Origin of the sequence: Neorhizobium descurainiae (genome assembly GCF_051400715.1) — a bacterium.
Classification (GTDB): Bacteria; Pseudomonadota; Alphaproteobacteria; order Rhizobiales; family Rhizobiaceae; genus Neorhizobium.
This window is the reverse complement of record NZ_JBLFFK010000014.1, coordinates 1-21793: the sequence shown is the minus strand read 5'-3', so window position 1 is coordinate 21793 and position 21793 is coordinate 1. Positions and strand designations below refer to the sequence as shown.

21 protein-coding genes and 3 pseudogenes are annotated in these 21793 nt (G+C 61.2%); 10 read left to right on the top strand and 14 right to left on the bottom strand.

Annotation, left to right across the window (positions count from 1 at the left end; all coding sequences use genetic code 11):
• Positions 1 to 17: 17 nt before the first annotated feature.
• The gene (locus tag ACMGE0_RS21555; RefSeq protein ID WP_436817941.1) at positions 18 to 563 is read right to left on the bottom strand and encodes a hypothetical protein; all 546 of its coding nucleotides are present in this window, start codon (positions 561 to 563) and stop codon (positions 18 to 20) included.
• Positions 564 to 793: 230 nt separating this feature from the next.
• Here ACMGE0_RS21555 and ACMGE0_RS21550 point away from each other — a divergent pair.
• Positions 794 to 1128 (top strand): annotated as a pseudogene (locus ACMGE0_RS21550) (helix-turn-helix domain-containing protein).
• Positions 1121 to 1860: pseudogene (locus ACMGE0_RS21545) on the top strand (HipA domain-containing protein); the annotation flags it as partial. The pseudogenes ACMGE0_RS21550 and ACMGE0_RS21545, both read left to right, overlap by 8 nt.
• A gap of 571 nt (positions 1861 to 2431) precedes the next feature.
• Here ACMGE0_RS21545 and ACMGE0_RS21540 read toward each other — a convergent pair.
• Positions 2432 to 2836, bottom strand: a complete 405-nt coding sequence (locus ACMGE0_RS21540) for a response regulator (protein ID WP_436817940.1) — start codon at positions 2834 to 2836, stop codon at positions 2432 to 2434.
• Positions 2833 to 4275 carry a DUF7125 family protein gene (locus tag ACMGE0_RS21535; RefSeq protein WP_436817939.1) on the bottom strand — a complete coding sequence of 481 codons (1443 nt, stop codon included), beginning with the start codon at positions 4273 to 4275 and terminating at the stop codon, positions 2833 to 2835. Before ACMGE0_RS21535 ends, ACMGE0_RS21540 begins: the two co-directional genes overlap by 4 nt.
• Positions 4276 to 4451: 176 nt before the next feature.
• Here ACMGE0_RS21535 and ACMGE0_RS21530 point away from each other — a divergent pair, with 176 nt between their 5' ends.
• Positions 4452 to 5546 carry a PAS domain S-box protein gene (locus ACMGE0_RS21530; RefSeq protein WP_436817938.1) on the top strand — a complete coding sequence of 365 codons (1095 nt, stop codon included), beginning with the start codon at positions 4452 to 4454 and terminating at the stop codon, positions 5544 to 5546.
• 483 nt (positions 5547 to 6029) lie between these two features.
• Positions 6030 to 6158 carry a hypothetical protein gene (locus ACMGE0_RS21525; protein ID WP_436817937.1) on the top strand — a complete coding sequence of 43 codons (129 nt, stop codon included), beginning with the start codon at positions 6030 to 6032 and terminating at the stop codon, positions 6156 to 6158.
• Positions 6159 to 6178: 20 nt separating this feature from the next.
• Here the strand turns inward: ACMGE0_RS21525 and ACMGE0_RS21520 are convergent, their stop codons facing one another.
• From ACMGE0_RS21520 to ACMGE0_RS21510, 3 genes are read right to left on the bottom strand one after another with little or no spacing between them, the layout of a single operon-like run.
• On the bottom strand, positions 6179 to 7249 hold the full coding sequence (locus ACMGE0_RS21520) for a site-specific integrase (protein ID WP_436817936.1): 1071 nt from the start codon (positions 7247 to 7249) through the stop codon (positions 6179 to 6181).
• Positions 7246 to 7632, bottom strand: coding sequence for a type II toxin-antitoxin system VapC family toxin (locus tag ACMGE0_RS21515; protein WP_436817935.1), 387 nt, complete (start codon positions 7630 to 7632; stop codon positions 7246 to 7248). Before ACMGE0_RS21515 ends, ACMGE0_RS21520 begins: the two co-directional genes overlap by 4 nt.
• Complete coding sequence (locus tag ACMGE0_RS21510) at positions 7632 to 7886, bottom strand: type II toxin-antitoxin system VapB family antitoxin (RefSeq protein WP_436817934.1); 255 nt, start codon at positions 7884 to 7886, stop codon at positions 7632 to 7634. The genes ACMGE0_RS21515 and ACMGE0_RS21510 overlap by 1 nt, the downstream gene beginning before the upstream one ends.
• Positions 7887 to 8207: 321 nt before the next feature.
• Here ACMGE0_RS21510 and ACMGE0_RS21505 point away from each other — a divergent pair, with 321 nt between their 5' ends.
• Positions 8208 to 9110 carry a DUF1403 family protein gene (locus ACMGE0_RS21505; protein WP_436817933.1) on the top strand — a complete coding sequence of 301 codons (903 nt, stop codon included), beginning with the start codon at positions 8208 to 8210 and terminating at the stop codon, positions 9108 to 9110.
• Positions 9111 to 9113: 3 nt separating this feature from the next.
• Positions 9114 to 9824 carry an SMC-Scp complex subunit ScpB gene (scpB, locus tag ACMGE0_RS21500; RefSeq protein ID WP_436817932.1) on the top strand — a complete coding sequence of 237 codons (711 nt, stop codon included), beginning with the start codon at positions 9114 to 9116 and terminating at the stop codon, positions 9822 to 9824.
• 302 nt (positions 9825 to 10126) lie between these two features.
• Here scpB and ACMGE0_RS21495 read toward each other — a convergent pair whose 3' ends face one another.
• Together ACMGE0_RS21495 and ACMGE0_RS21490 are read right to left on the bottom strand one after the other, a co-directional pair.
• Positions 10127 to 11218 carry an FAD-dependent oxidoreductase gene (locus tag ACMGE0_RS21495; RefSeq protein ID WP_436817931.1) on the bottom strand — a complete coding sequence of 364 codons (1092 nt, stop codon included), beginning with the start codon at positions 11216 to 11218 and terminating at the stop codon, positions 10127 to 10129.
• A 284-nt stretch (positions 11219 to 11502) separates the two neighbouring features.
• Complete coding sequence (locus ACMGE0_RS21490; RefSeq protein WP_436817930.1) at positions 11503 to 11940, bottom strand: DoxX family protein; 438 nt, start codon at positions 11938 to 11940, stop codon at positions 11503 to 11505.
• A gap of 74 nt (positions 11941 to 12014) precedes the next feature.
• Here ACMGE0_RS21490 and ACMGE0_RS21485 point away from each other — a divergent pair, with 74 nt between their 5' ends.
• Positions 12015 to 12638: a TetR/AcrR family transcriptional regulator gene (locus ACMGE0_RS21485; RefSeq protein ID WP_436817929.1), complete on the top strand. Its 624-nt coding sequence runs from the start codon at positions 12015 to 12017 to the stop codon at positions 12636 to 12638.
• Between the two features lie 562 nt (positions 12639 to 13200).
• On the opposite strand, the gene curA is transcribed toward ACMGE0_RS21485, so the two are convergent.
• The 3 genes and pseudogenes from curA to ACMGE0_RS21470 form a co-directional block, all read right to left on the bottom strand.
• Positions 13201 to 14223, bottom strand: a complete 1023-nt coding sequence (gene curA / locus ACMGE0_RS21480) for an NADPH-dependent curcumin/dihydrocurcumin reductase (RefSeq protein ID WP_436817928.1) — start codon at positions 14221 to 14223, stop codon at positions 13201 to 13203.
• A gap of 59 nt (positions 14224 to 14282) precedes the next feature.
• Positions 14283 to 15506, bottom strand: a complete 1224-nt coding sequence (locus tag ACMGE0_RS21475; protein WP_436817927.1) for an alpha/beta fold hydrolase — start codon at positions 15504 to 15506, stop codon at positions 14283 to 14285.
• Positions 15507 to 15534: 28 nt separating this feature from the next.
• Positions 15535 to 16259: pseudogene (locus ACMGE0_RS21470) on the bottom strand (SDR family NAD(P)-dependent oxidoreductase).
• Between the two features lie 96 nt (positions 16260 to 16355).
• Between ACMGE0_RS21470 and ACMGE0_RS21465 the strand changes: the two are divergent.
• Positions 16356 to 16727, top strand: a complete 372-nt coding sequence (locus ACMGE0_RS21465; RefSeq protein ID WP_436817926.1) for a winged helix-turn-helix transcriptional regulator — start codon at positions 16356 to 16358, stop codon at positions 16725 to 16727.
• A 377-nt stretch (positions 16728 to 17104) separates the two neighbouring features.
• Here the strand turns inward: ACMGE0_RS21465 and ACMGE0_RS21460 are convergent, their stop codons facing one another.
• Positions 17105 to 17401 (bottom strand): helix-turn-helix domain-containing protein, encoded by a 297-nt coding sequence (locus ACMGE0_RS21460; protein ID WP_436817925.1) that lies wholly within the window; start codon positions 17399 to 17401, stop codon positions 17105 to 17107.
• A gap of 73 nt (positions 17402 to 17474) precedes the next feature.
• Positions 17475 to 17900, bottom strand: coding sequence for an AraC family ligand binding domain-containing protein (locus tag ACMGE0_RS21455; protein ID WP_436817924.1), 426 nt, complete (start codon positions 17898 to 17900; stop codon positions 17475 to 17477).
• Between the two features lie 493 nt (positions 17901 to 18393).
• Between ACMGE0_RS21455 and ACMGE0_RS21450 the strand changes: the two genes are divergently transcribed.
• Positions 18394 to 18795 carry a hypothetical protein gene (locus tag ACMGE0_RS21450; protein ID WP_436817923.1) on the top strand — a complete coding sequence of 134 codons (402 nt, stop codon included), beginning with the start codon at positions 18394 to 18396 and terminating at the stop codon, positions 18793 to 18795.
• 504 nt (positions 18796 to 19299) lie between these two features.
• On the opposite strand, the gene ACMGE0_RS21445 is transcribed toward ACMGE0_RS21450, so the two are convergent.
• Positions 19300 to 19938 (bottom strand): TetR/AcrR family transcriptional regulator, encoded by a 639-nt coding sequence (locus tag ACMGE0_RS21445; protein ID WP_436818073.1) that lies wholly within the window; start codon positions 19936 to 19938, stop codon positions 19300 to 19302.
• A gap of 135 nt (positions 19939 to 20073) precedes the next feature.
• Here ACMGE0_RS21445 and ACMGE0_RS21440 point away from each other — a divergent pair, with 135 nt between their 5' ends.
• A complete protein-coding gene (locus tag ACMGE0_RS21440; protein ID WP_436817922.1) occupies positions 20074 to 20805 on the top strand; it encodes an SDR family oxidoreductase in 732 nt (243 codons plus the stop codon).
• Positions 20806 to 21793 lie beyond the last annotated feature (988 nt).

Sequence of the window (21793 nt, the reverse complement as noted above, 5' to 3'; positions counted from 1 at the left end):
GCGCGATAGAGCTGCCACTAGCTGTCGCCGAACCGGCGCATATGATACACGAGCGCGTCCTGGAAGGTTGCCGGGTCGTCCGTCGCTTCAAACAGCGGTTCGGGGAATTCTCGGATCGGCTTTGGCTGTGGGCCTCTCTGCGCTGAAGCAGCTTGAACCGGAGCTCCCTCGCTGCCCCTTCGTCGAGGCTTGCGGGTGGACAATGTGGTCGATCCCCGCGCCCGGATATCAGTTTTGGCCGGTTTGATTTTCGGCTTTGATGGTCGTAGGTCCTCCAGGGCTGCCGGCGCGCCCAGCCATCGGATGATGGCGTCAAGGCCGGGACGGAGCTGCTTTTTTAGCTCCACTGTCAGCTCGTCATCGATCCCGCACGCATCCGCAATGGCCGTCCAGTTGATGCGGCCATTCAGCAAAGGCGGGGACTTGCGATAAATGACCAGGCTAATGAGGTAAGGCTTGATATTTTCCAAGACCCGTCGCGATGTGACCGGTGCGATGCGCACCTCACAGAATTCGGAGATTTTTCGTTGAAACTGACTTGAGGCAATATCTTGTTTTGGCATGCTAATATTCCCTCTCGGCCCCAATGCCGAGGGCGAGCCGAAATAGAAGCTCTCGTTTAACAAAGGATGTAACGCCCAGAATGAACAGGTAGGCAGGTAAGGGCTGTCGCAAGGGTCTAACGAAGCATCCGCATACATAGCCTGGCCTTCCGACGGAGCAGTACGCCATACTGGAAATATTGTGAGCTTGGTGCTACATAAAGTCCGTTTTTGTAGCGCGAAGGTCCCATATGCCTACCCCACATCAACCCTCAGCAGCAGTTCGGCGAGCTTTGCGAAAGCTTGGTACGGATATCCAGGACGCACGTCGCCGACGTAAGTTGCCGATGGCTGTGGTAGCAGAGCGAGCCTTTACGTCGCGCTCGACGCTGCAAAAAATCGAGGCGGGCGACACGAATGTCAGCATCGGCATCTACGCCGGGGTCCTTCAAGCCCTAGGCCTCCTCGACGGGCTGACCCAGGTTGCTGACATCAGCAACGACAGTGTTGGCCAGGCGCTTGCCAGCGCCGACTGCCAAAGTGCGTTCGCCTGAAGCCTGCGTCAGGATCATCTCGCGATGGCTGACTTCGAAGTTCATATCGACCTTGCTGGGAGATACCCGCAGAATTGGTCTTGCGAGGAGCAATCGCATCCGCGGCTCTGAGACCATACTGTTCGAGTATGACGATGCCTAGCTGAAGGATCCTGATCGCTTCTCGCTGGAACCTGCGCTTGCACTGACCCGGGGAGCCTTCGCTCCGCCGGCAGGGCTGGCGACGTTCGGGTCGATCGGTGACTCCGCTCCCGATACCTGGGGGCTGCGGCTGATGCAGCGCGCGGAGCGTCGCAGCGCAGAACGCGAGGTACGAGCCGTTCGCACACTCGCCGAAAGCGACTACCTGCTGGGTGTCGTCGACGAAACCCGTCTCGGCGCGCTGCGGTTCCGGTGGGTCGGGAGGAGGTCTTCCAAGCTCCCATTCAGACCGGTGTCCCGGCCGTTATCGAGCTTGGTCGGCTCCTGCAGATCACCGAGCGCATTCTGCGTGACGAGGAGACAGACGAAGACCTACAGCTCATCTTTGCCCCCGGCTCGTCATTGGGCGGCGCACGGCCGAAAGCCTCCGTCGTCGATCAGCATGGCCATCTTTCCATCGCCAAGTTTCCGAAGGAGACCGACGAATAAAGCATGGAGACCTGGGAGGAGATCGCATTTAGACTCGCTGACCAGGCCGGTATCGCGACTCCACAACACGACTTATCGAGGTGGCCGGCAAAGCCGTCATGTTGTCTCGACGCTTCGATCGTAGCGGCGCCATCTGAAATCAATCGCATGGCTACCGCCTTTGAGCATGACGACCTGAAGCGAGCGCTGGCACTGTAACGAAGGCAGTGGCCTGAATCTTTATTGGCTTATTTGAACGTATCCCGCGTTCATGAGCTTATTTCAAATATAAATGATCGTTTTCGATGTAACCATCGATAAGCAGTACCTATCGATAGTGAAACATTCCAAGCGCTGCAGGCGAGCACGAACGGTCGTTGGTAAACGTGTCACCGTCAACCTTATCGCCGAAGACTACGAGGCTCAATTATCCAGGCCGTCCAGGTGCGACGCCGTCGGAAAATGCGGAGTCAGGCAGAACCCACTGCCTTAGCTTGCTCCCTCTGTTCCAGCTTCTCCAGCAAGCCATGAAACATCTCAGCCGAGCTGTGGGGAAGCGCGAAGGCAGGAAGCCTTTGCAGCTGACGCGTGACCACAGGATCGCTGGCGTAGCGCCGGATCACGTTTGCCAACTCTTTTTGAGGTTCCTGTGTCATGGGCTCAGAACTGTCGGCGGGCAAACCTGTTCCGCTCTCTGGTGCGAATATCCGCCGTTCTCGCGCTGACCTACTCCGGTTCCGTCAGGAGCGCTCTCACCGCGGCGATCAGTTTCTTCTCGTTGTAAGGCTTGTCCAGGACGGCGTCGAAGACATCCGGGTTGGCACGACCGATGCTTCCCTGTGCTCCACTCACCAGGATGATCGGAATATGTGAGATCTCGCGATCCCTACGCATTGCCTGAGCCAGTTCAAGCCCTGTCATCAATGGCATCATGAAATCCGTGATCACCAGCGAGGGACGCTTTTCGCGCACGAGAGCGAGGGCCGCCTTGCCATGCGAGGCCGCGGCGACTTCGTAACCGGCATCTTCCAGCATGATGGCCAAGACGTCAGCGATCAGAAACTCATCCTCGGCAATTACGATCAATGGCATCTGTTGCTGCTCATGCTCTTTTAGCCAATCGAAATTCAATCTCGCGAGGGTGTCGCCACACCGGTTGCCGCGCCGGTCACAGCCTCAAGTGGTCTGGACACCGCTATTCCCCTCGATCCGAACTCGACCTCTCGAATGACCGGTTCATAGGCGCTGTCCCTGACTTTGAGGACCGATATGGTGCGCTTGTACCGCGAGTCGATCTCTACATGGCGCAGCATCACCAGATTATCCAGCAGGCTTGAAATCTCCGAGCCCGGGGCCGCCACAGTCGGGCCAAACAGGTCCCGCAGTTCCCAGGTCGCAACGGTGGTAACGCCGAGCCTGCGTATCTCGTTCATCAACGTTGCGAAAAATTCCACGAGCCGCGGCGGGTGCACGGCCGCGCGCTCGAAGCCGCCCAAGCCATCGATCACCAGGCGCTTGACGCCGCGCGCGCGGATCGCCTCCAGGAGACGATGCCCCAGCTTGTCGAGCAGGTTTTCGGTCATCGGGTTCCAGATCACCTCGAGGGCGCCGGATGCGATTGGAGTATCGAGATCGACGCCCAAGGCACGGGCTTTTGCCTGAAGGCGGGCAGGCGTCTCGTAGAAGCCGAAGTGGAGGGCGGGCTCTTGCCTGCTGGCTTGGCTTAAAAAGTTGAGGCCCATCGCTGTCTTTCCACAACCGGAAGGACCGAACATCAGCGTGACTGAGCTCCGAGGCAGGCCGTCACCCATCAAACGATCCAGCCCATCTGTGCCGCTTGAGAGGGGAGGGGGAGCGTCATGATCGTCCGGAGCAACCGTCGGGGCTACGATCGCTTCCATCCGCGGGTATGCGATCATGCCGGCCGATGTAATCTCGAACTGGTGATAGCCGCCGAGAGCGGCACTTCCTCTCGACTTCCTGACCTGCAGGCGCCGGACTGACCGCACACCAACGAGCTCGTCGTGAAGCTCGATGACGCCATCGACCATGGTGTGTTCGGGGCTGTCCTCCGCAATCCGGGTGCTGGTCAAGAACAGGACGGTGCATCCGACAAACGCCGCCTGGCTTTGGACTTCAGCGACAAAGGTCTTGACGTCGAGCTGCGTGTCAGCCCGATCGCGAGCGCTGAGAAGGCCATCAAAGACCAGCAGCGTTGCCCCTTGCCTGGCGATTTCCTGGCGGATCAGGCTCACGACAGCGGAAAGGCCTTCATCCCTGAGCGTCTGGAAGACGCTGACATAGGTGATAGAGGTTCCTAGATGCTCCTTGTCGAAGAATTCGAGTGTGCCGAGCGATTGAAACAGCCGGTCATGGGTTTCAGCGAGAAGAGTGACGTAAAGCACCTTGCCGCCTCGCGAAAGGTTGGCAAAGGCAACCTGGTTGGCGAAGATGGTCTTGCCCGCACCAGGGTGACCCTGGATGATGTAGGACGCGCCCTCGACAAGGCCGCCTCCAAGAATGGTGTCCAGGCCGGAAATGCCAGTCGATAGTCTTGGAAGTTCATTCATCGGAGTCGTCGTCCAGGATGTGGGGTTCGGCCGCACCGTAGGACCGTCAGGAGATTTTGCAACAGCCGCGCCACACAAAAGGCTTTATTTCCTGACGTGGGAAGCTAAGGTTCCCGGCGGGGCAGGGGGCCTTCCGTTCATTTTCACTCGATGACATCCTGGGATATGTAACGCCGATGGCGGGCAGAACTGATAGCGGCGATAGCGACGGAACCGACGGACGCTCCCAGGGGCCTGAAGCGGTCGTGGGAGCGGATAAGCCGGCACACGACGCAGGCGCCTTCCTGGCTGCCATCATCGAGTCCTCCGAGGACGCCATCGTAAGCAAGTCCCTTCAGGGGATCATCATCACCTGGAACAAAGGCGCCGAGCGGCTTTTCGGCTACAGCGCGGCCGAGGCTGTCGGAAAGCCGATTACCATTCTCATACCTGAGGACCGGCTCGACGAGGAGCCAGCGATCCTTGCGCGTATCCATGCCGGCGAACGCGTCGACCATTTCGAAACGATCAGGCGTCGGAAAGACGGCACCTTGCTCGACATTTCGCTGACGATCTCGCCTATCCGCAACAGCGACGGGAAGATTATCGGGGCCTCGAAGATCGCCCGTGACATTTCGGATCGGAAACGGGCGGCGGAACGTCAGGATCTCCTGCTGCGCGAGATGCATCATCGGGTCAAGAACCTGTTTGCCATCACCGGCAGCATCATCACGTTGGCGGCCCGCACGGCGCAGACGCCAGGCGAGCTCGCCTCGTCAATGAAAGACCGGCTTGTCGCGCTCTCGCATGCCCACGAGATGACACTGCCGAGCTTTACAGGAGACGAAGCATTTCAGGAGCGTTCCACGACTCTATTCCAGCTGCTGTCCAGCCTGCTTTCGCCGTACGATGAAGGGGAGGGGAAGCGGTGGCGCCTCCATGGCCAAGACGCACCGATCAGCGCCGAAAGGGTGACTAGCCTCGCATTGCTCTTTCATGAATACGCCACCAATGCCGTGAAATATGGATCGTTGTCGCTGGCGGAGGGACGATTGGACGTGACGCTTAATCCGCATGGCGAACAGTACGAAATCTCGTGGCAAGAGTCCGGCGGACCGCCTTCCAGCAAAGCGGCACCGAACGATGCGGGGTTCGGCACGAGGCTCGAACAAATGATCATCCGCACTCTCGACGCAGACGTTTCCAGAGATTGGCAGCCGGACGGCCTCCTGATTAAACTTTCAATGCCCCGCGCCGCTTTCGCGGCGCCGGTCCAGGCTCAGGCCAGTTGAGAGCGGGCATAGCAAACAGCAGGAAATCCGCAGCGACAATTTGACGCACTTCTAACACTTGCTGTCATGTAGAGTTAGAAAGGTGGAGGGAAGGCGGCAGCTCACTCCTCGCTCGCACTTAACGGCGTCTGTTTGATGCGTAAATCGAATGCTGCATCGCACAATATTGGCTTGCAACCTTGTGCGATGCGGCGCATAGTGCCTCATCAGAGCCGCTCACCTCCTCCCGGGCCGCTTTGTGCGACTGGCAGCACTCCTCCTCCCAAGTTGTCAGTCAGGATCGAAGCCCGGTGCACCTCCTCTCGCACCGGGCTTTTTATTTCCGCGCGAGAAACGAAGCGGCGGAAGAAGGGAGCATTGAAGCTCAACCCGGTTGATGCTCTGAGCGGAGATTCTATCAAATCTTTTACCGACTGTTGCAGCCGGTCACTCGACAAAAGGGTATGCCGATGATTGTCTGCTCTTGTGAAGCAGGGAAGATCGATGCCGTACGAGTGGAATGCAAGAAAGGCGCCCCGCGCGTACCTGACCAAGTTCGCCTGCGTCATCCTGGCGACTGCGGTCAGCGTTTGCCTCCCGGTCTACATCCTGATCGCGGCGATGAAGCCGTAGCGATCCCGACCAGGCCCAGGCTAGAGTCCCGCAGCCTTGGTCAGATTCACGCGGAAGCGATCCCGACGCCGCTGATACCTGCGGGTCATCTCCGCAGATGAATGCCCGAGCTGCTTCTGGACGTAGCGTTCATCGACTTCGGCAGAGGAGGCGAGACCCGCCCGCAATGAGTGGCCGGAGAATTTGAAGGCCCGCTCGATCTCGCTGAGATCGCCGCGAATGCCAGCGGCCGTCGCGGCCCGCTTCACCAGTCGCGCCACTTCCTTGTCGTTCAGCCGTTCCGGCCCAACCGCTTTCCCTTGTCCCGTGACGCGGCGAAAAAGAGGACCATGCGCAAGCTTGGCGAATTTGATCCATGTCTCGATGGCAATGACCGGGCAGGTGGCATCAGAGGAGCCACGACCAACCTCCACTTCGCGCCACCCTGTCTTACCGCGTAGGATGACCAGCATGCCCTTATCGAGGACTTCGATCCACCCGCGGCCGTCTTCCGTTTGATTGGCCTTGAGGTCGAGGCCGACGATTTCGGAACGGCGCAAACCGCCGGCATAGCCGATCAGCAGCATGGCCCGGTCGCGCAGGCCGCGCAGGGTGCCGCGGTCAAGCGTCTCGATCATGGCGACGATATCGTCAGCCATCACCCCCTCCTTCTGAACCGGCGGGCGAGCGTGGCTGTTGCGAATGCCAGCCATGACGGTGGCGATATGCCGGTCCTTGCGATCGAGGCTCAAACCGCGTTGCGCATAATTCCACGATATCGACGAGAGGCGGCGCTCGATCGTCGAGACAGAATTCGCTTTCATGCCCCGTTCGGCGGTGCCGGAAGCACAGGCGGTGATGTAGAGGCCGACGGTCTGCGGATGCGGGGGGAGGGGAGATAGCCCGGAGCGCCGGCACCAGGCGGAAAAATGCTTCCAGTCGGAGGCGTACGCGCGGCGGGTGTTGGCGGAGCTGGCCGCCTCGACATAGCCGCGGGCGCGATCGGTCAGATCCTGCAGATGATTCGGCAGGGCGGACGCCGGCTGCAGGGCAGGTAAGGGGGCTTCTTCTAGCGGCTCTTCCTCAAGAATAATATCAGGCTCCCCGGTCATGCCGCCTCGATATCCGTCTGTTTGAAGTCATTGCCTTTGAACAGCAGCGGCTCGCCCGTCAGGCTGGCAAGCGCATAGGAGAAGCAGTCGCCGTAGTTCAGGGAGACAGGATGGCGGCCCTTGCCGTAACGACGCCAGGCCCGGCGCGCCTGATCGGCATGCTCGGCGGTGACCGTAATGACCTCGACCTTCGCCTTGTGCAACCACAGATCAAGCTCTGCCCCCCCAACCTCACCGAAGCGGCTTTCGACCACCATGGCGGCCTCAACAAGCGTCGCGGCCGAAACGAGCCGAATGGGATCGTCGGCGATGCGTTCGCGATAATGCTGGGCATCCGGCTCGTTGAAGAAGATCGCGACGATCGCTGACGTATCAATCACCATCAGTTCGGGATACCATTTTCGTCATAGCCGATGATCTCTTCATCGCTGCGGTCATCAAGGACCGGCAGAACGCTCAGGCGCCGCTGCATCGCCTCCATGTCCTCAAGAAGGGCGGCCTTCTTGGCCTGCGAACCCATCCGCTTGAGCCGATCCTCGAGCGCGCGCCGCGTGGCTATGGTGATGGTTTCGCCGGTGCGTGCCGCTAGCGCGCGTGCGAGTTTCTCCGTCTCGGGATCCTTGATGCTGAGTGCCATTGCAGGTGTCCAGGTTCCTTGTTATATATATTCTGCCTCAGGTCGGCGTGGCGGCCGGAAATCTTGACGATCCCGCCGACGCACTCTCTCACGACGCTCACCCGGAAAAGTGGGTGCCGGTGCGACTGAAGACCGCGAAAACGCCATTTCTGATATAAAGCACAAAACGACCGATAAGGGAAGGTTATCGGACGTTTTTATTCCACGACAGGTGCGGCGCTTTCTGCCCTCACATATTGCCAAAAGCGCCGTAGCTGGCTAAGGTGACTTATGGCTTCTCGACCCCGAACCCTGCCCGATCCGCCTCCGTCTTTCCCGCCCATGCCGGACTGGGCGCGGGCGGCCGGTGCGCGCCAATCCACTGGAGACGCGGAGCTTTTCGCCGGTGCAGCCCTGGGAGCCATCCACCCGATCGCTCGCAGCGACCACCCCCTTGGCCAACTCTGGCGGCAGCGCCTGGCGCTGCAATCCGCCGAAGCCGTCGTCCGCCTGTTGGGCCGCACCGAGGACGCCGCGGCGCTGCGCGATCATCTCTACCTCACCCGACCGGGCGACGATCCGGGTCCCGCCGGCCGGCTGCTGCAGGCCTGGCGGGCACTGGCCAGGGGATCGTCGCTTGGGCCTGCAGCGCTCAACGGCGATTGGCCGGTGATCTTCACCGACCTCTTGTCAGTCACGATCGACGAACCGGCGCAGCAGGCGATCAATACCGCCCTGGCCGCGAGCGTCGGAACAAGGAACCCGATCGAGGCGGCGAGCGCGACGGCCGCGGCCAGCTTGGCGCTGCGTCCCGACAGCCGACCCCTGGCGCTGTGGCTCGCCGATGCGGTGCTGGCCCGACGTCTGAACTGGCCGGTTCCCGTGCCGCTGCTGGCCGCGCATCTGAAGCGGGACGACTTGCGGCTTGCGGCCGGTCCGCGTGCTGATCCGGTTGAGTGGCGGACCGCCTGTGCCTTGGCCTATGGGCGAGGGGCGACCGTGGCCTTTGATCTTTACGCCGATCTGGCGCGGCGTGCGACCCGGCTGCTGGCACTGGCGCCGCAATTACGCAGCAAGGACGCCGACGCCATGGTGGCGATCCTGATCAGTGAAGATGCTCAACCCGCCCAGACTGGCAGGACGGTGAGCGACCGCTCCAGCCGGCGGCTGTTCGAGCGCCTCGTGGCGCTCGGTGGCGTGCGCGAACTGACAGGCCGGTCGACCTTTCGACTGTACGGGCTTTAGGCGATGGGACGGCGGCCGCGTCCAAGAGAGGAATTTGACACGGAGCTTGCTGATCTGCCGCCGGAACTGCGCTGGCGCGAATGGATGGGCCGGGTAGAGGCGCTGATTTTCGCCTCTTCCGAGCCGGTTGCCCGCGAGACGCTGGCCGGGCTGGTTGGACGCGACTGCAGCATCGATCTGCTGATCGACGACATCCGTGGCGAACTGCGCGACCGGCCCTACGAGCTCGTCTCGGTCGCCGGCGGCTGGCAGCACCGGACGCGGCCGCGGTTCGCCGACGCGATCCGCAGCGTCACTGGAACGGAACAGCAGACGCGGGCCTTATCGCAGGCAGATCTGCTGGTGCTGGCGATCGTCGCCTATCATCAGCCGATCACCCGCGGCGAAATCTCGAAGATCATCGGCAAGGAGGTCAGCCGTGATACAATCGCGCATCTGCGTTCGTTGGGGCTCGTGGCGTCCGGTCCCCGCAGCCCGCAGCCGGGGGCGCCCTACACCCTGGTGACCACCAAAACATTCCTGTCGCAGTTCGGGATGGAGAGCCTGCGCGATCTGCCCGACATAGAGGCGCTCGAGGATGCGGGTCTGCTCAGCAAGGAGAAGCTGCTTACGCCCGACATTCCGATCGCGATGGGCGACGAACCTGACGATGACGAGAATGACGTCGAGATTGACGGCGGCGAGATCGATCCGCTGTCAGACGCGCCGGACTGAGGGCGCGGGGGAAGGACTTCCTTGGCTACAAAATTACTTGGTATTTGGATTGTCTCGAGAAAGCAGTTCGAATCTCTCTCGGCCCGCCAAACGCCGCCGACTGCACTCTATAGCTCGCTATTGCCGCCCGTCACCGCACGCCTAACACGCGGCATAGCGAACCGCCGATTCTACGCTACAGCCCTAAATATCTTGGCCCCACTGCAAACTGATTCAGCTCAATAAAGGCAGTTCACGACCCACGCCCCGGCGTTGCGGCGGTTGGCACTTCGCCCCGGAAGCGCTCCTTCTGGCAAGCTGCTTCACGCTTCTTCACGCGCGACACGTTTGAAAAGCTCGACCACGCTCCATGGTGCGGCATCGCCGAAAAACCGAGCAAGGTTCCGCGCGGACGCTTCGGCGATTTCGCCGCTGCGAGGAAACAGGTCGCGTTCATAATCCGCGAGCGCAGCGTCGATGTCGTCCGGATGGCGTAGGATCGCCTTGGCAAGCTCCGCGCCGTCATACATGGCCAGATTGGCCCCCTCGCCGGCGAAAGGGGACATAAGATGGGCCGCGTCGCCGACCAGGGTGAGTCCCGGTACCGGATTCCACCGATATCCGACTGGCAGCGCATAGATCGGGCGAAGCACCGGATCGATCTCGCTGTCCGTGATGAACGCCGTCAGGTGCGGCGCCCATCCCTCGAATTGACTCGCGACATGGGCCAGGCCTGCCCGCGCGTCGCCGAAGTCGATGGAGCGAATCCAGTCCTCCGGCTTGTTCAGCGCCACATAGCCGCGGACGGCCTTGTCAGAGTAGCGATGTACAATGATGCCCTTGCCCGGAGCGACCGCCATGAGCGTGCCGCTGCCGATCGCGTCGATGGACGCCTTGTGGCGTGCGTCATCATCGAGAAGCGCGATTTCGATAAAGCAGGTGCCGGCATAGACGGGCTTGATATCCGAAAGCAGTGGCCGGGCCTTCGACCAGGCACCGTCCGCCCCGACAAGGACATCGGTCGCGATCGTCGCGCCGTCGGCAAAGGTGACGGCGTGTCGGCCGCCTTCGGTCGCGATGGACGTGACCTTCCGGCCCCATCTGATCGTCCCGGCCGGAAGCGACCCGATCAGCAAATCCCGAAGCTCGCCCCTGTCCACTTCCGGGCGAGTGGAGGCGTGATCGCCGGGGTTGTCGAGCAGGATCGCGCCGTCCTTGTCGACGACGCGCTTGGCATCCTCGCCGGGGCGAACGAGGTTCAGAAATGCGTTGAACAGGCCAGCGTCCTTTATCGCCCGCTGGCCGCTATGCTCGTGGATGTCGAGCAGGCCTCCCTGCGCCCTCGCGCCGGCCGTCGCCTGGGCTTCATACACCGTCGCGGGGATGTCGTTCACATGCAGGACACGCGCCAACATGAGGCCGCCCAGCCAACAGCAGCTCTGGCCATTTGCGGCCCCGAAACCAGCCTGTCAGTTTTCCACCAATTTGAGCCATTCGCTCGTAGCTCTATTTAGGCAGCGACATTCGCTTTCCACACCGCTGGTGAAGTCAAGGTAGGGCTGAGACAGATCACCTTGCGGACGACTAAGGCAGTTGGTGCATGATCTCGAAAGCTGCCGTTCCACCGTTGCGGCGCATTGTTCAAGCCGAAGCTGATGCCTGCGAAGGTGGCCCCGTTCGGCTTCACCATCGCAGCAGCCTAGTCCGAAACCGCAATCCCAGGCCCACGCAAACTCTTTACATCGTCAGGCAGGCGCGCTGCCACGACTGCTCCGGCCAACGCTAACACAACCACGTTGAGCCAGAGATTTGAGAACTCCCCACGAGCGACGTGAAGGACAATAGCCGCGACTTGCAAGAGCACCATTCCTGACGCTGCTGCCGTTGTCAGCCAGGGCAGTATCCGCAGAGCCGCCGGCAGGACAATACCCATGGCACCCAGGAGCTCGGCCAGACCAATGAACGTTATCAAGGCAGGAGGAATATCTGCTGCCCAATGCCAACCCATGTCAGACAGCATGTCCGGGGTTTGGCTGAGTTTCATCCATCCCGCATAGGCGAAGAACACGGCAAGCAGCGCTTGGCCGCTCCACAACAATAAGCTTTTTCTCATGGCAATCTCCGTTGCGTCAGGCATCTGATGTCCGATATACGATAGTCTTAGCTATCACTTATATTTGGTAGTCCAAACTATCGTATGGAGTCAAGCGCGTGAAGGATTGGCCGAAGAACCATCCCAAAGCCAAGGCGATGGCCCGAAGACGCAGAGAGATTCTGGATGCAGCAAAGGCATGTTTCATTCAGACCGGATATGCCGGCACCAGCATGGATGCGATTGCGGAACGTGCCGGTATCTCGTTGATGACGCTTTATCGGCATGCCGAAAGCAAGGACGATCTGTTTGCGGCAACCATCAGCGATGCCTGCCGCGTCCGGGATGATAAGGAACGGGCGTATTTCGAGGGCCTGATCGGCCTCCCTTTCCGCGAATTACTGGTCACAAGCGCGACCCATATGCGCAAGAGGATCATGCAAAGCGATAACGTGGCGCTCATGCGCCTGGTTATCGCCGAGGCTTCTTCATTTCCTCACTTGCTGCCGCTGGCCTATGACAGCTTTATTGCCCATTTCGAGGGCTTGGCGTCCGAGATCATCGAGACCAAAGCGGCGGCGCCAACAGACAAGATCGCTGAAGCCGCACGCATCTATGTCGATTGTCTGTTGGGCGCGGACGTTCTGCGCCTCCTGCTTGGAGAGGATGGCCCGCCGGAACGAACCGACAATCTGAAAGTCGAACTCGCGGCGGACACGGTGCTGTCCATGGTGCAGTCGTGATCGCTTTGCATAGCTGCGCATGCGGATGAGCGCGCCTGTATACTCGGGGCCGATATGCTCCACATTCTGCTTGGGCAAGCCCACCCGCCGACGACGGTAGCCGCTGCAAGAAATGGCCGCCCGTATCATGATGAAAATGCTCGCCAGCGAGATGACGACTATGTGCCGATGCGGCGTACATCTAACCGCAAGTCTCCTTTTGTGCGGCCAAAACTAAAAGCGGCCCGTCTGCAATCCACCCCGACCCGGCCATTCAGAAAGGGGCAAAAAACCTGATGAACTGCGCCAATTGGCACTGGAGGTGGCACCGTGCGGCATTAGAGGGCTATAGCGTAGACGGAGTGCTCATCTTCGTCGGTCGTGGCCCGCCACCCGCCGATTCTACGCTGAGGCGCTACTCTGCTCATCTCCAGCAGCTAATTTCGGGAAAAGGCAATCGGGAACAGATTTCGGGAGAAACGCTTCGCTGTGGGCGTCGGTGCAGCCGGACCAGCCTCGGGTGTCCCGCTGAACGTTCGTTTGCGGGACGGCGTTGCCAAGCCGTTTTTGGCATGTGACCGGCTTATTCCAACAGTCTAACCACCAACTTGCCGGTGTTGTGTCCTTCGAACAGCCCGACGAAGGCGGTGGGTGCCTGATCCAACCCGTCCACGATCGTTTCGTGCGCACGGAGTTGGCCGGCGTCGAGCCAACCCCGCATCTGCCGCTCGAAATCCGGAAAGCTGTCGAGGTGATCGGCGTTCATAAAGCCTTGGAGACGGATGCGTTTGACGATCAAGGACATGAGCAAGGCGTGGACACCGCCTGCTCCCTCTGTGACGCCGTTGTAGCCCGACACCAGCCCGCATATGGGCACGCGCGCGTCGTTGTTGAGAAGCGGCCAGACGGCTTCGCGGACGGCGCCGCCGACATTCTCGAAGTAGATATCGATCCCATCGGGCGCGGCCTCGCGTAGCCGGCCGGCAAGGTCGGGCGCGCGATAATTCAGGCAGGCGTCGAAGCTCAGTTCCTCCACCACCTGACGGCATTTGTCGGCTCCGCCCGCGATGCCGACGACGCGGCAACCCAGGAGACGGCCAATCTGTCCGACCACGGAGCCTACAGCGCCCGCCGCCGCCGACACCACCAGCGTTTCACCGGCCTGTGGCCGCCCGATCGCCGTCAACCCCCACCAAGCCGTGAAGCCAGTCATGCCCAGGACGCCTAGCGCCTGCGACGGCTGCGCCATGTCGTTCGGAAGGCAGCGCAGACCGGTCCCATCCGATATCGCGAAGGTCTGCCAGCCAGCGTCGGGCGTGACCACCAAGTCACCTTCGGCGAAGCTGTCGAGGCGCGATCGCACCACCCGCGCTACCGTCCCGCCTCCCGGCGGCGCGTCCAGCGCATAGGGGCGCGCGTAGGACTCGTGGCTGTCGTTCATTCGGCCGCGCATGTAGGGATCGAGCGACAGGTAGAGGTTGCGCAGCAGCAGTTCGCCCTCGCTTGGCATCGGCACAGGGCAGTCCACGATGCGAAAGTCGCCGGGCACCGGCGCGCCCTGCGGTCTCCTGACGAGTTGTACCTGCCGGTTGACGGTTTTGGTCATGGATGGCCTCCGTGCGGGTGGGTTGATGCGCCGGCCCCAAGAGGCCGGCGCACTGCGGATCAACGGGCAAACTGTTGGCGCAGGAAGTCCAGCACGTCGGCGTCGGCCCGGCGGATGATGCTGAAGTGGTCCGCGCCGTCGTAGACCTTGTAGGTAAGCGGCGCACCGCCGGCCTTCAGTTTGTCTGCAAACTGCGTCTGAAGCGTCTCAAGAACAAACGGGTCGGCATTGCCTTGGACGATCAGGACGGGCTGGTGCAACGTGTAGCCCGGCGTCACTGCGGGATCGTTGGCGGCCAGGAAGGCGTGCATATGCGGCTGACTAGCCCAATCGGCATTCAACCCCTTGAAGGCTTTGCCTTTCGCCTTAACCGCCGCGTCGATCGTCCCGATCGCCCCAACCGAGCATAGCAAGCGGAAGCGCGGTAGCGTCGCGGCAAGGTCCGGACCCATGATCGACGCTTCATCGAAGGATGGTTGTGTGACCGTCAGGCCGGTCGCCATCAGTGCGCCTTGGAACTGCTGCATCATCAGGCCCTGATGCGCCGCCGCTTCGTTCGACGCCGCCATGCCATCCGCTCCGAAGCGCGCAGCGTGAGCTTCGATCGCGACGTAGGGCGCCGAGGCGACCGTGCCGACAAAGGTGAGGCCTGCTGCTTCGCCCGCAAGAGCCTCGGCACCCAGGACGCCGTGGCCGCCATCCGAATGGCCGACGGCCGCCCAGCGGTCTGACAAGCGCGGTTCCGCCGCGCGCGCCGCCACCACGCCTGCGATCAGCGAGCGCGCAAGGCTCGACAAGCTGTAATAGGGGTACGGGGTGGTCGCGTCGGGGCCAAGCCCTTCGAGGTCAGGCGCTACCACGGCATAGCCCGCGTCGATGAACCGGCCAATCTGCCAGGAATAATCGCTCTTGAACCCGTCGCGGGTCAGGCCGCCGTCGAGTTCGGGGGTCTGGCTCGGCGCACATGTCTTCTGTCCCGGCGTGGTCGTGCCGTGTTCCCAGGCGACGACCGGCCAGCCACCCGCCGGGGGCGCTCCCTTCGGCGTCAGCAGCAGCGTGGTGGCCGGCACTGGCTGTCCACCGACTCCGAGCATGGTGTGGTGCAGGAGTCGGATGTCAGCGTTGACGCCAAGGACCGCCGGCTGCGCCGTCGCCGACCGCAGCACGACCGGCGAAGGCCCGGCGTCGGCCGCAGCAACCGGCAAAAGGTTGGTGACGCCGAGCGCGAGGGCGAGGAAGGCAGTGGCGAGGGGCCGAGCCGTCCGTGAGAGGAAACGAGTCATGTTGCATCTTTCTCTTTTGGTTGGGGGATCAGACCTGCGCCATGCCGCCATCGACCGGCAACTCGGCCCCGGTAATGAAGCTCGCCTCTTCGCTGGCGAGGAACAGCGCGGCGGAGGCCACCTCGTCGGCCCGGCCCATGCGGCCGAGCGGGATCAGCGTCGTCAGCGTCTCGCGCACCTCGTCGGAGGCCGCCGCAAACATCGCGGTGTCGGTCGGACCAGGCGCCACGACGTTGACGCGGATGTTGCGGGGGCAAGCTCGTTGGCCCAGGTGCGCGCAAACGAGCGCACCGCCACCTTGGTCGCCCCGTAGACGCCGTAGCCCTTGGTGCCGATCTCATCGGCGATCGAGCCTACCAGAACCAAAGAGCCGCCGTCCGGCATGATCGCGGTCGCGGCCTTAGCGGCGAATAGGAGCGCGCGCACGTTGAGGCCGAAAGTGCGGTCGAAGTGAGCCTCGCTGACTCCATCCAGGGTTGCGAACTCGGAGATGCCGGCGCTGACGGCGAGCACGTCCACCCGTCCGGCGTCGCTGCGCACCGCCTCGAAGAAGGCGGCGAGCGCCGTCACGTTGGAAGCGTCGACGCGGCGCGTGCGCAACGTGCCGGCACCGTAGCCTACGTCGCCCTCTTCGGCGCGGCGGCTGGTCGCATAGACGGTGGCGCCCTCCGCTGCGAAGCGCTGCGCGATGGCGCCGCCGATGCCGTCATGGCCGCCGACGACGACCGCGATCTTTCCTGAAAGTCTGCTCATGTGTCCTCACTTCACTGGTGATGACATCTAGATATCATTCCTATATCTAAGCACAAGAACGCACCTAGTAGTGCGTAGATATAGAGGCGTATACCCATGACCACTGATGCACTCGAACTGCCGCTCGACGTGGCCGCGACGCGGCCCATCCTCGAACAGATCGCCAACAAGTGGACGGTGCTGATCCTCAGCGTCCTGTGCACGCAGCCGGCGCGGTTCAACGACCTCAAGCGCCGCCTCGACGGCATCACCCACAAGGCTTTGTCTGAGGCTTTGAAGCGTCTGGAGCGTAACGGTCTCATCAGCCGTAGAATACTCCCGACGCAGCCGGTCGGCGTCGAGTACACGATCACGGCTCTTGGCGCCTCGCTGCGCGAGCCCTTCGCTGCGCTCTACAACTGGTCACTTGCAAACGGAACAAAGCTGACAGAAGCGCAACTTGCCTATGATGGATTGAGAAGGCACTGAGGGTTCAAAGAAGAGGTCTAGCAACCAAGACGTATGCTCCTCCTTCCAAACTGTCCCAAAATACCATCGTTTCGAGAAAGCCCGTGATGCGGGATGGCGGCAGCTATAGCCACCTGTGTTCCCGAAACCTGCCGGACCGCTGTCCACCAGACCCGGCCATTCAGAAAATAGCCAAAACTGCTGATGAAGTGCGTCAGTTAGCACTGGAAGTCGCACGATGCGGCGTTAGAGGGCTATAGCGTAGACGGAGTGCTCATCTTCTTCGGGCGTGGCCCGCCGCCAGCCCCGCCAATTCTACGCTATGGCGCGATATTCTGCGCGATGGCTACGCAGACGCCGCCGATTGCCGCTTGGCTGGTGGCCAGATCGGAGCTGGTTCAAGCCGACTTCTGCTGCTCTAGGAGATAACGGCATGGGGGCTTGCCGAGCATCTTTCGGAACATGGTCACGAAACTGCTGGCGCTTTCATAGCCGAGATCAGACGCGACGGCTTGGACAGTCTGGCCGGCACTCAGGTGCCGAAGGGCGAGGATGACGTGCAATTGCCGGCGCCAGCGGCCGAAACTCATGCCGATCTCCGCCATCAACATGCGGCTCAAGCTGCGTTCGCTGAGCGCGATGCGGGAGGCCCATTCTGCGACCGTTGCGTGATCCGCCGGCGCGGCGACCAGCAACTCGGTGAGCTTCTTCAGGCGTGCATCAGCAGGGATCGGCAGGCGGAGGTCCTCGATTGGGGCCGCAGCCAGCTCATCGAAAAATAACGGAGGCGATGCGATCGTCCGGCCCGCCGATGTCGTAGCGCTCTGGGATGTCATTGGCCCGGATTAGCAGATGCCGCAACAGGTTCGAAACGGTGATCGTGCAGCATTTGTCCGGCAGGTTTGGAGCCGCGTTGGGCTCGATGAAGAGACAGCAACACTCGACCTCGCCCGAGCCGAAAGCGGCATGGGTCAGCCCGCCCGGAATCCAGACGGCGCATTGCGGCGGCACGATCCATACGCCTTCGTCAACCTCGCAGTTGATAATGCCACGGACCGTGTAGAGCAGTTGCGCATTCCGATGACAGTGCCGCCGCGATTGCTCCATGCTCTCGAGACTGCCGACGGCGTTGGCCGCGACGAGATCGCGAGGAACCCCATCGACGTATGAAGACCAGTCGCCCCGGACGTCCATATACATAATAGCCTCGAATTTCAGTGCGGCCGAACTGAAACATATATAGGCTGGATTACCCAATGACGCCATGCGCGACTTGATCTATCGTTGTCGGATGTTGGGTTCCATAAGGTGGCGAGTGAATAGGATTCCTCTTCAATGGGCGGCGGCTCGCGACGACCCTTTGACGATTATTCGGATGGGAGTGTTGAGGTGATCCATAGAGTAAAAGTCCGACTCGGTCGTGTCGGCCGTTTATGGCCGCCTGGGTTATCCCAGCCTTGCTTGCTCTGCTTGGAAGGCCCTCCGCCAAGAGAGGCATGCTGGCAAATTGGTGGAGTCCTCGTGGTTCTGAATACGCTCCGCGGCGTTTCCGATAGCACCTGAAACGGCCATCTCGTCTTCCTGGCATTGTTGGCCATCATGATTCCCGGATCATTCGCTGTCGCCATGTCCTGGCGGCACGTCCGGGCCACCTGATCTGCATCAATCACCGATGAGGACGCAATCTATGTCTATGGACAGTTCAAATTTTCCTTTCGTCTGGATGAACCTCGCACGAAGCTCCAATCATGATCCCGTCAAGGACTTCGAAGAGTTCGAGGCGAACCTGAAGCGGGGGGAGCCATTCGTCCTCCTCAGCAATTCTGTGCCGACCGAGGACCATGAGCACACACAGGAAGAAAAGAAACGCACCTCGTTGTGGATGAAAAAGCACAAGGCCGAGTTGCGCCAGCTCGTGCTGGCGATGATCCTGATCGAGCCGAGCGCCACCAAGCGCCTGGGGTTCAAAGCCTTCGGCATAGTCTTCGCGAAATTCTGGGGATATCCGCTGATGCTCGCCTCTTCCCGGAAGGAGGGCATGGAGATCGCTGAAAAGCTGCTGTCGGAACACGCACGATCCGCAGCTTGACAACGATGCCTGCAGTCTATCGCGGCCTTCAGCGTCGCCTCAGCATGATCATGGTGCACCCCGCTGTCTAGGGAAGAGGTGGGCATCATCTCGGTGACGACCGTTGCAGATACCCGCCCTTGAGGGTCGGATATAGAGCACCCAAATACCCGATCATGGTCGACTCCGGCGAAAACGGTTCGGACGGACCCATACTTTCAGGCGGTGTTAGAGGGCTATAGCGTAGACGTAGTGCTCATCATCGTCGGGCATGGCCCGCCACTTCGCCGCCGTTTACCCTCCATGGCCCCCTATTGCCGCCGATCACCGCACACCACCGTGCGGTATAGCGAACCGCCGTTTCCACGCGATTGTCCGATCCTTATGTGCCTGGAACGGCGGCGCGGGAGCTTTTGACCAAACCACGACGTTTACTCGTGTGGGGCCTGAACGTCCGGTGCTGACATGAGCAGCCGTCTATGCTTCGTGTAGCGGCCGGGCGGAAGCCGCCCCACTCTATGCCCTTCAAGCGATCGGCAGCGATCCCACAAACCGGCCTTTTGGTAGTGCGCCTATACAGCATTTGCGCTGGGGCGAGGTGATTTTGACGGCCTCGAGATACGCAACGCACATCAAGGCGAGTTGCCGAAGCACGGCGCTGATCTCGGAAGCGGAAAGATCGCGCTCGAACACGTTGCGGACCGTGCCGAAGATGGTGGCCAGCAGCGTCAGATTCACGGTCGGAAGATCGGCAAAATCGGCATCGGATGCGCTGCTCAACATCGCGGCGGTCGCCGCGTCGGTGCGACGAGCGAACGCTTCGATCAACTGCTCGTTATCCAGTTCGGCGACGGACCGGTACAGCGCGCGGGTCACCTCGGGGCGTTCGGCCTTGGCGCTCCAATAGGTTGTCACGAGCCCGTCGACCATCTGCTCGATCGAAGCCCCCTGTTGTGTCCGGCAATAGGCTTCCACCTTCTCGGCCAGAACATCCAGGTAGCGCTCGTTCACGGCGTAGAACAGCGCCTGCTTGTGAGGGAAATATTGGTAGATCGTGCCGACGGAAACACCCGCCCGCTCTGCCACTCGTGTCGTCGTGAGGCGGTGCGGGCCATCGGCCACCAGAACCTGAATCGTCGCCTCGAAGATGGCGTCCAACGTCACCGTCGCACGCGCCTGACGCGGCCTTTTCCGGGGAGTTAGGTGGGCCGGCGGGACCGAAGCCATAAGCGAATCCTCAAACTGAAGCATCGTTCATATCATAGGGCTTCAGAAGAACCCAGCATCGAAGGATCGATCATGCCCGACACCAATCGCATTGCGCTCGTCACGGGCGCCAACAAGGGGATCGGTCTGGAGATCGCCCGCCAACTCGCGCAGGCCGGCGTCATCGTCATCATCGGCGCCCGCGATCCGGCACGAGGCGAGGCGGCGGTCGCCGATCTCGCATCGCAGGGATTGAAGGCGCAGTCTGTCTCGATCGACCTGACCGACCACGCAACCATCTCGGCAGCTGCCGAGACGATCCGCGCGGAGCATGGCAAGCTCGACATCCTCGTCAACAACGCCGGTATCGTCGATGCCGCGGACGGACCGCCGACTACTGCGTCCGCCGAAGCCGCTCGTCGGATCATGGACACGAACTTCGTCGGCACCCTCGAGGTGACGCAGGCGATGCTCCCGCTATTGCGCAAGGCGCCGGCGGCAAGGATCGTCAACCTGTCCAGCTCGCTGGGGTCGCTGTCGGTGAACGGCGATCCGACGTCCCCTTATTATTCGGCGCGCCTGATCGGCTACAACGCCTCCAAGGCGGCGGTGAACATGCTGACGGTACAGCTCGCGCAGGAATTGCGCGACACGCCAATTGTCGTGAACTCAGTCAGCCCCGGCTACGTGAAGACCGACCTCACCGGACACAACGGTTTCATGACGCCGGAAGAAGGCGCGAAACTGCCGGTCCAGTACGCGCTGCTCGGCGAGAATGCCGTGTCAGGCCGGTTTGTCGAGCCGGGCGGCGAGACGCCTTGGTAGGCCCTCACGCCCCTGCGCTAAAATAGCGGAATTTTGGTCTGCCTGCCTTAAGCGGACCGAGCATTAGCTAGCGACTTGTGTATAGGGGTGGTAAAAAGAGGAGCCGGTTCGTGAACGACCCAATCTAACCAAAGCCCCGTTTTTCAGATCGTGTCGGGATGACGGCTTCGTCCCAGTTCCCGACGTTTGATCGAACAGTGGCGAAGGATGGACGAACGACAGATCCAAGAAGTGACTGCATGGTGGCAATTGGCGAGCGAAACGGAACTGCCCCGTCAAAGTCAAAAAATGGCCGCCGTTAGCCATCTATGCCGTCGAAAACCGCCGATTGCCGCATAATCACGGGGTAACTCATAATTATCAAACGGTTATGATGATCGCATAGTGCTCATCTTCATCGGGCGTGTCCGCCATCCCGCCGATTCTACGTCATGGTGCGATATTCCGCGCTATGGATATGCAAACACTGCCGATTGCCACATGGCCACGTACGCGGAAATCGAATATGGCGTACCGCGGGAAGACCCGTATCGGCTGCTTCCGACCCCTGCCAGTCATTCAAGTGCCGTCATTTGGTGTCGGGAAGCGGCCTTTCGTTCAGGCCCGACGAAGCTAGCCGTGAAGGGCGGCTCAAAGCAAAACGGCATCATCCGAATCTACTTCAATAGCCGTCGATGGTCCCCTATAGTGCTGGCCATGCCAATTGCTACCGATGGTTCCGTCCACGATCGCGACGAACGTCTCCTTGTTGATTTGCACTGAGAGCTGACCCGGGATTGGAGTGAACCCCTCGGGCTGGACCAGCGAGGCGCTTCAAACTAAGCCGCCTGCTGGGCGAGTTGGGTTTCAAATTCTGCTGGCGACATGTAGCCAAGGGCCGAGTGCAGCCGCTTGGCATTGTAGATCTCCTCAGAGTCCGTCCGAGAATTCATGAGCGGCGTGCGATCCGTCTGACGAGGGTCATGATGGATGCGGCATAAAGGAAGGC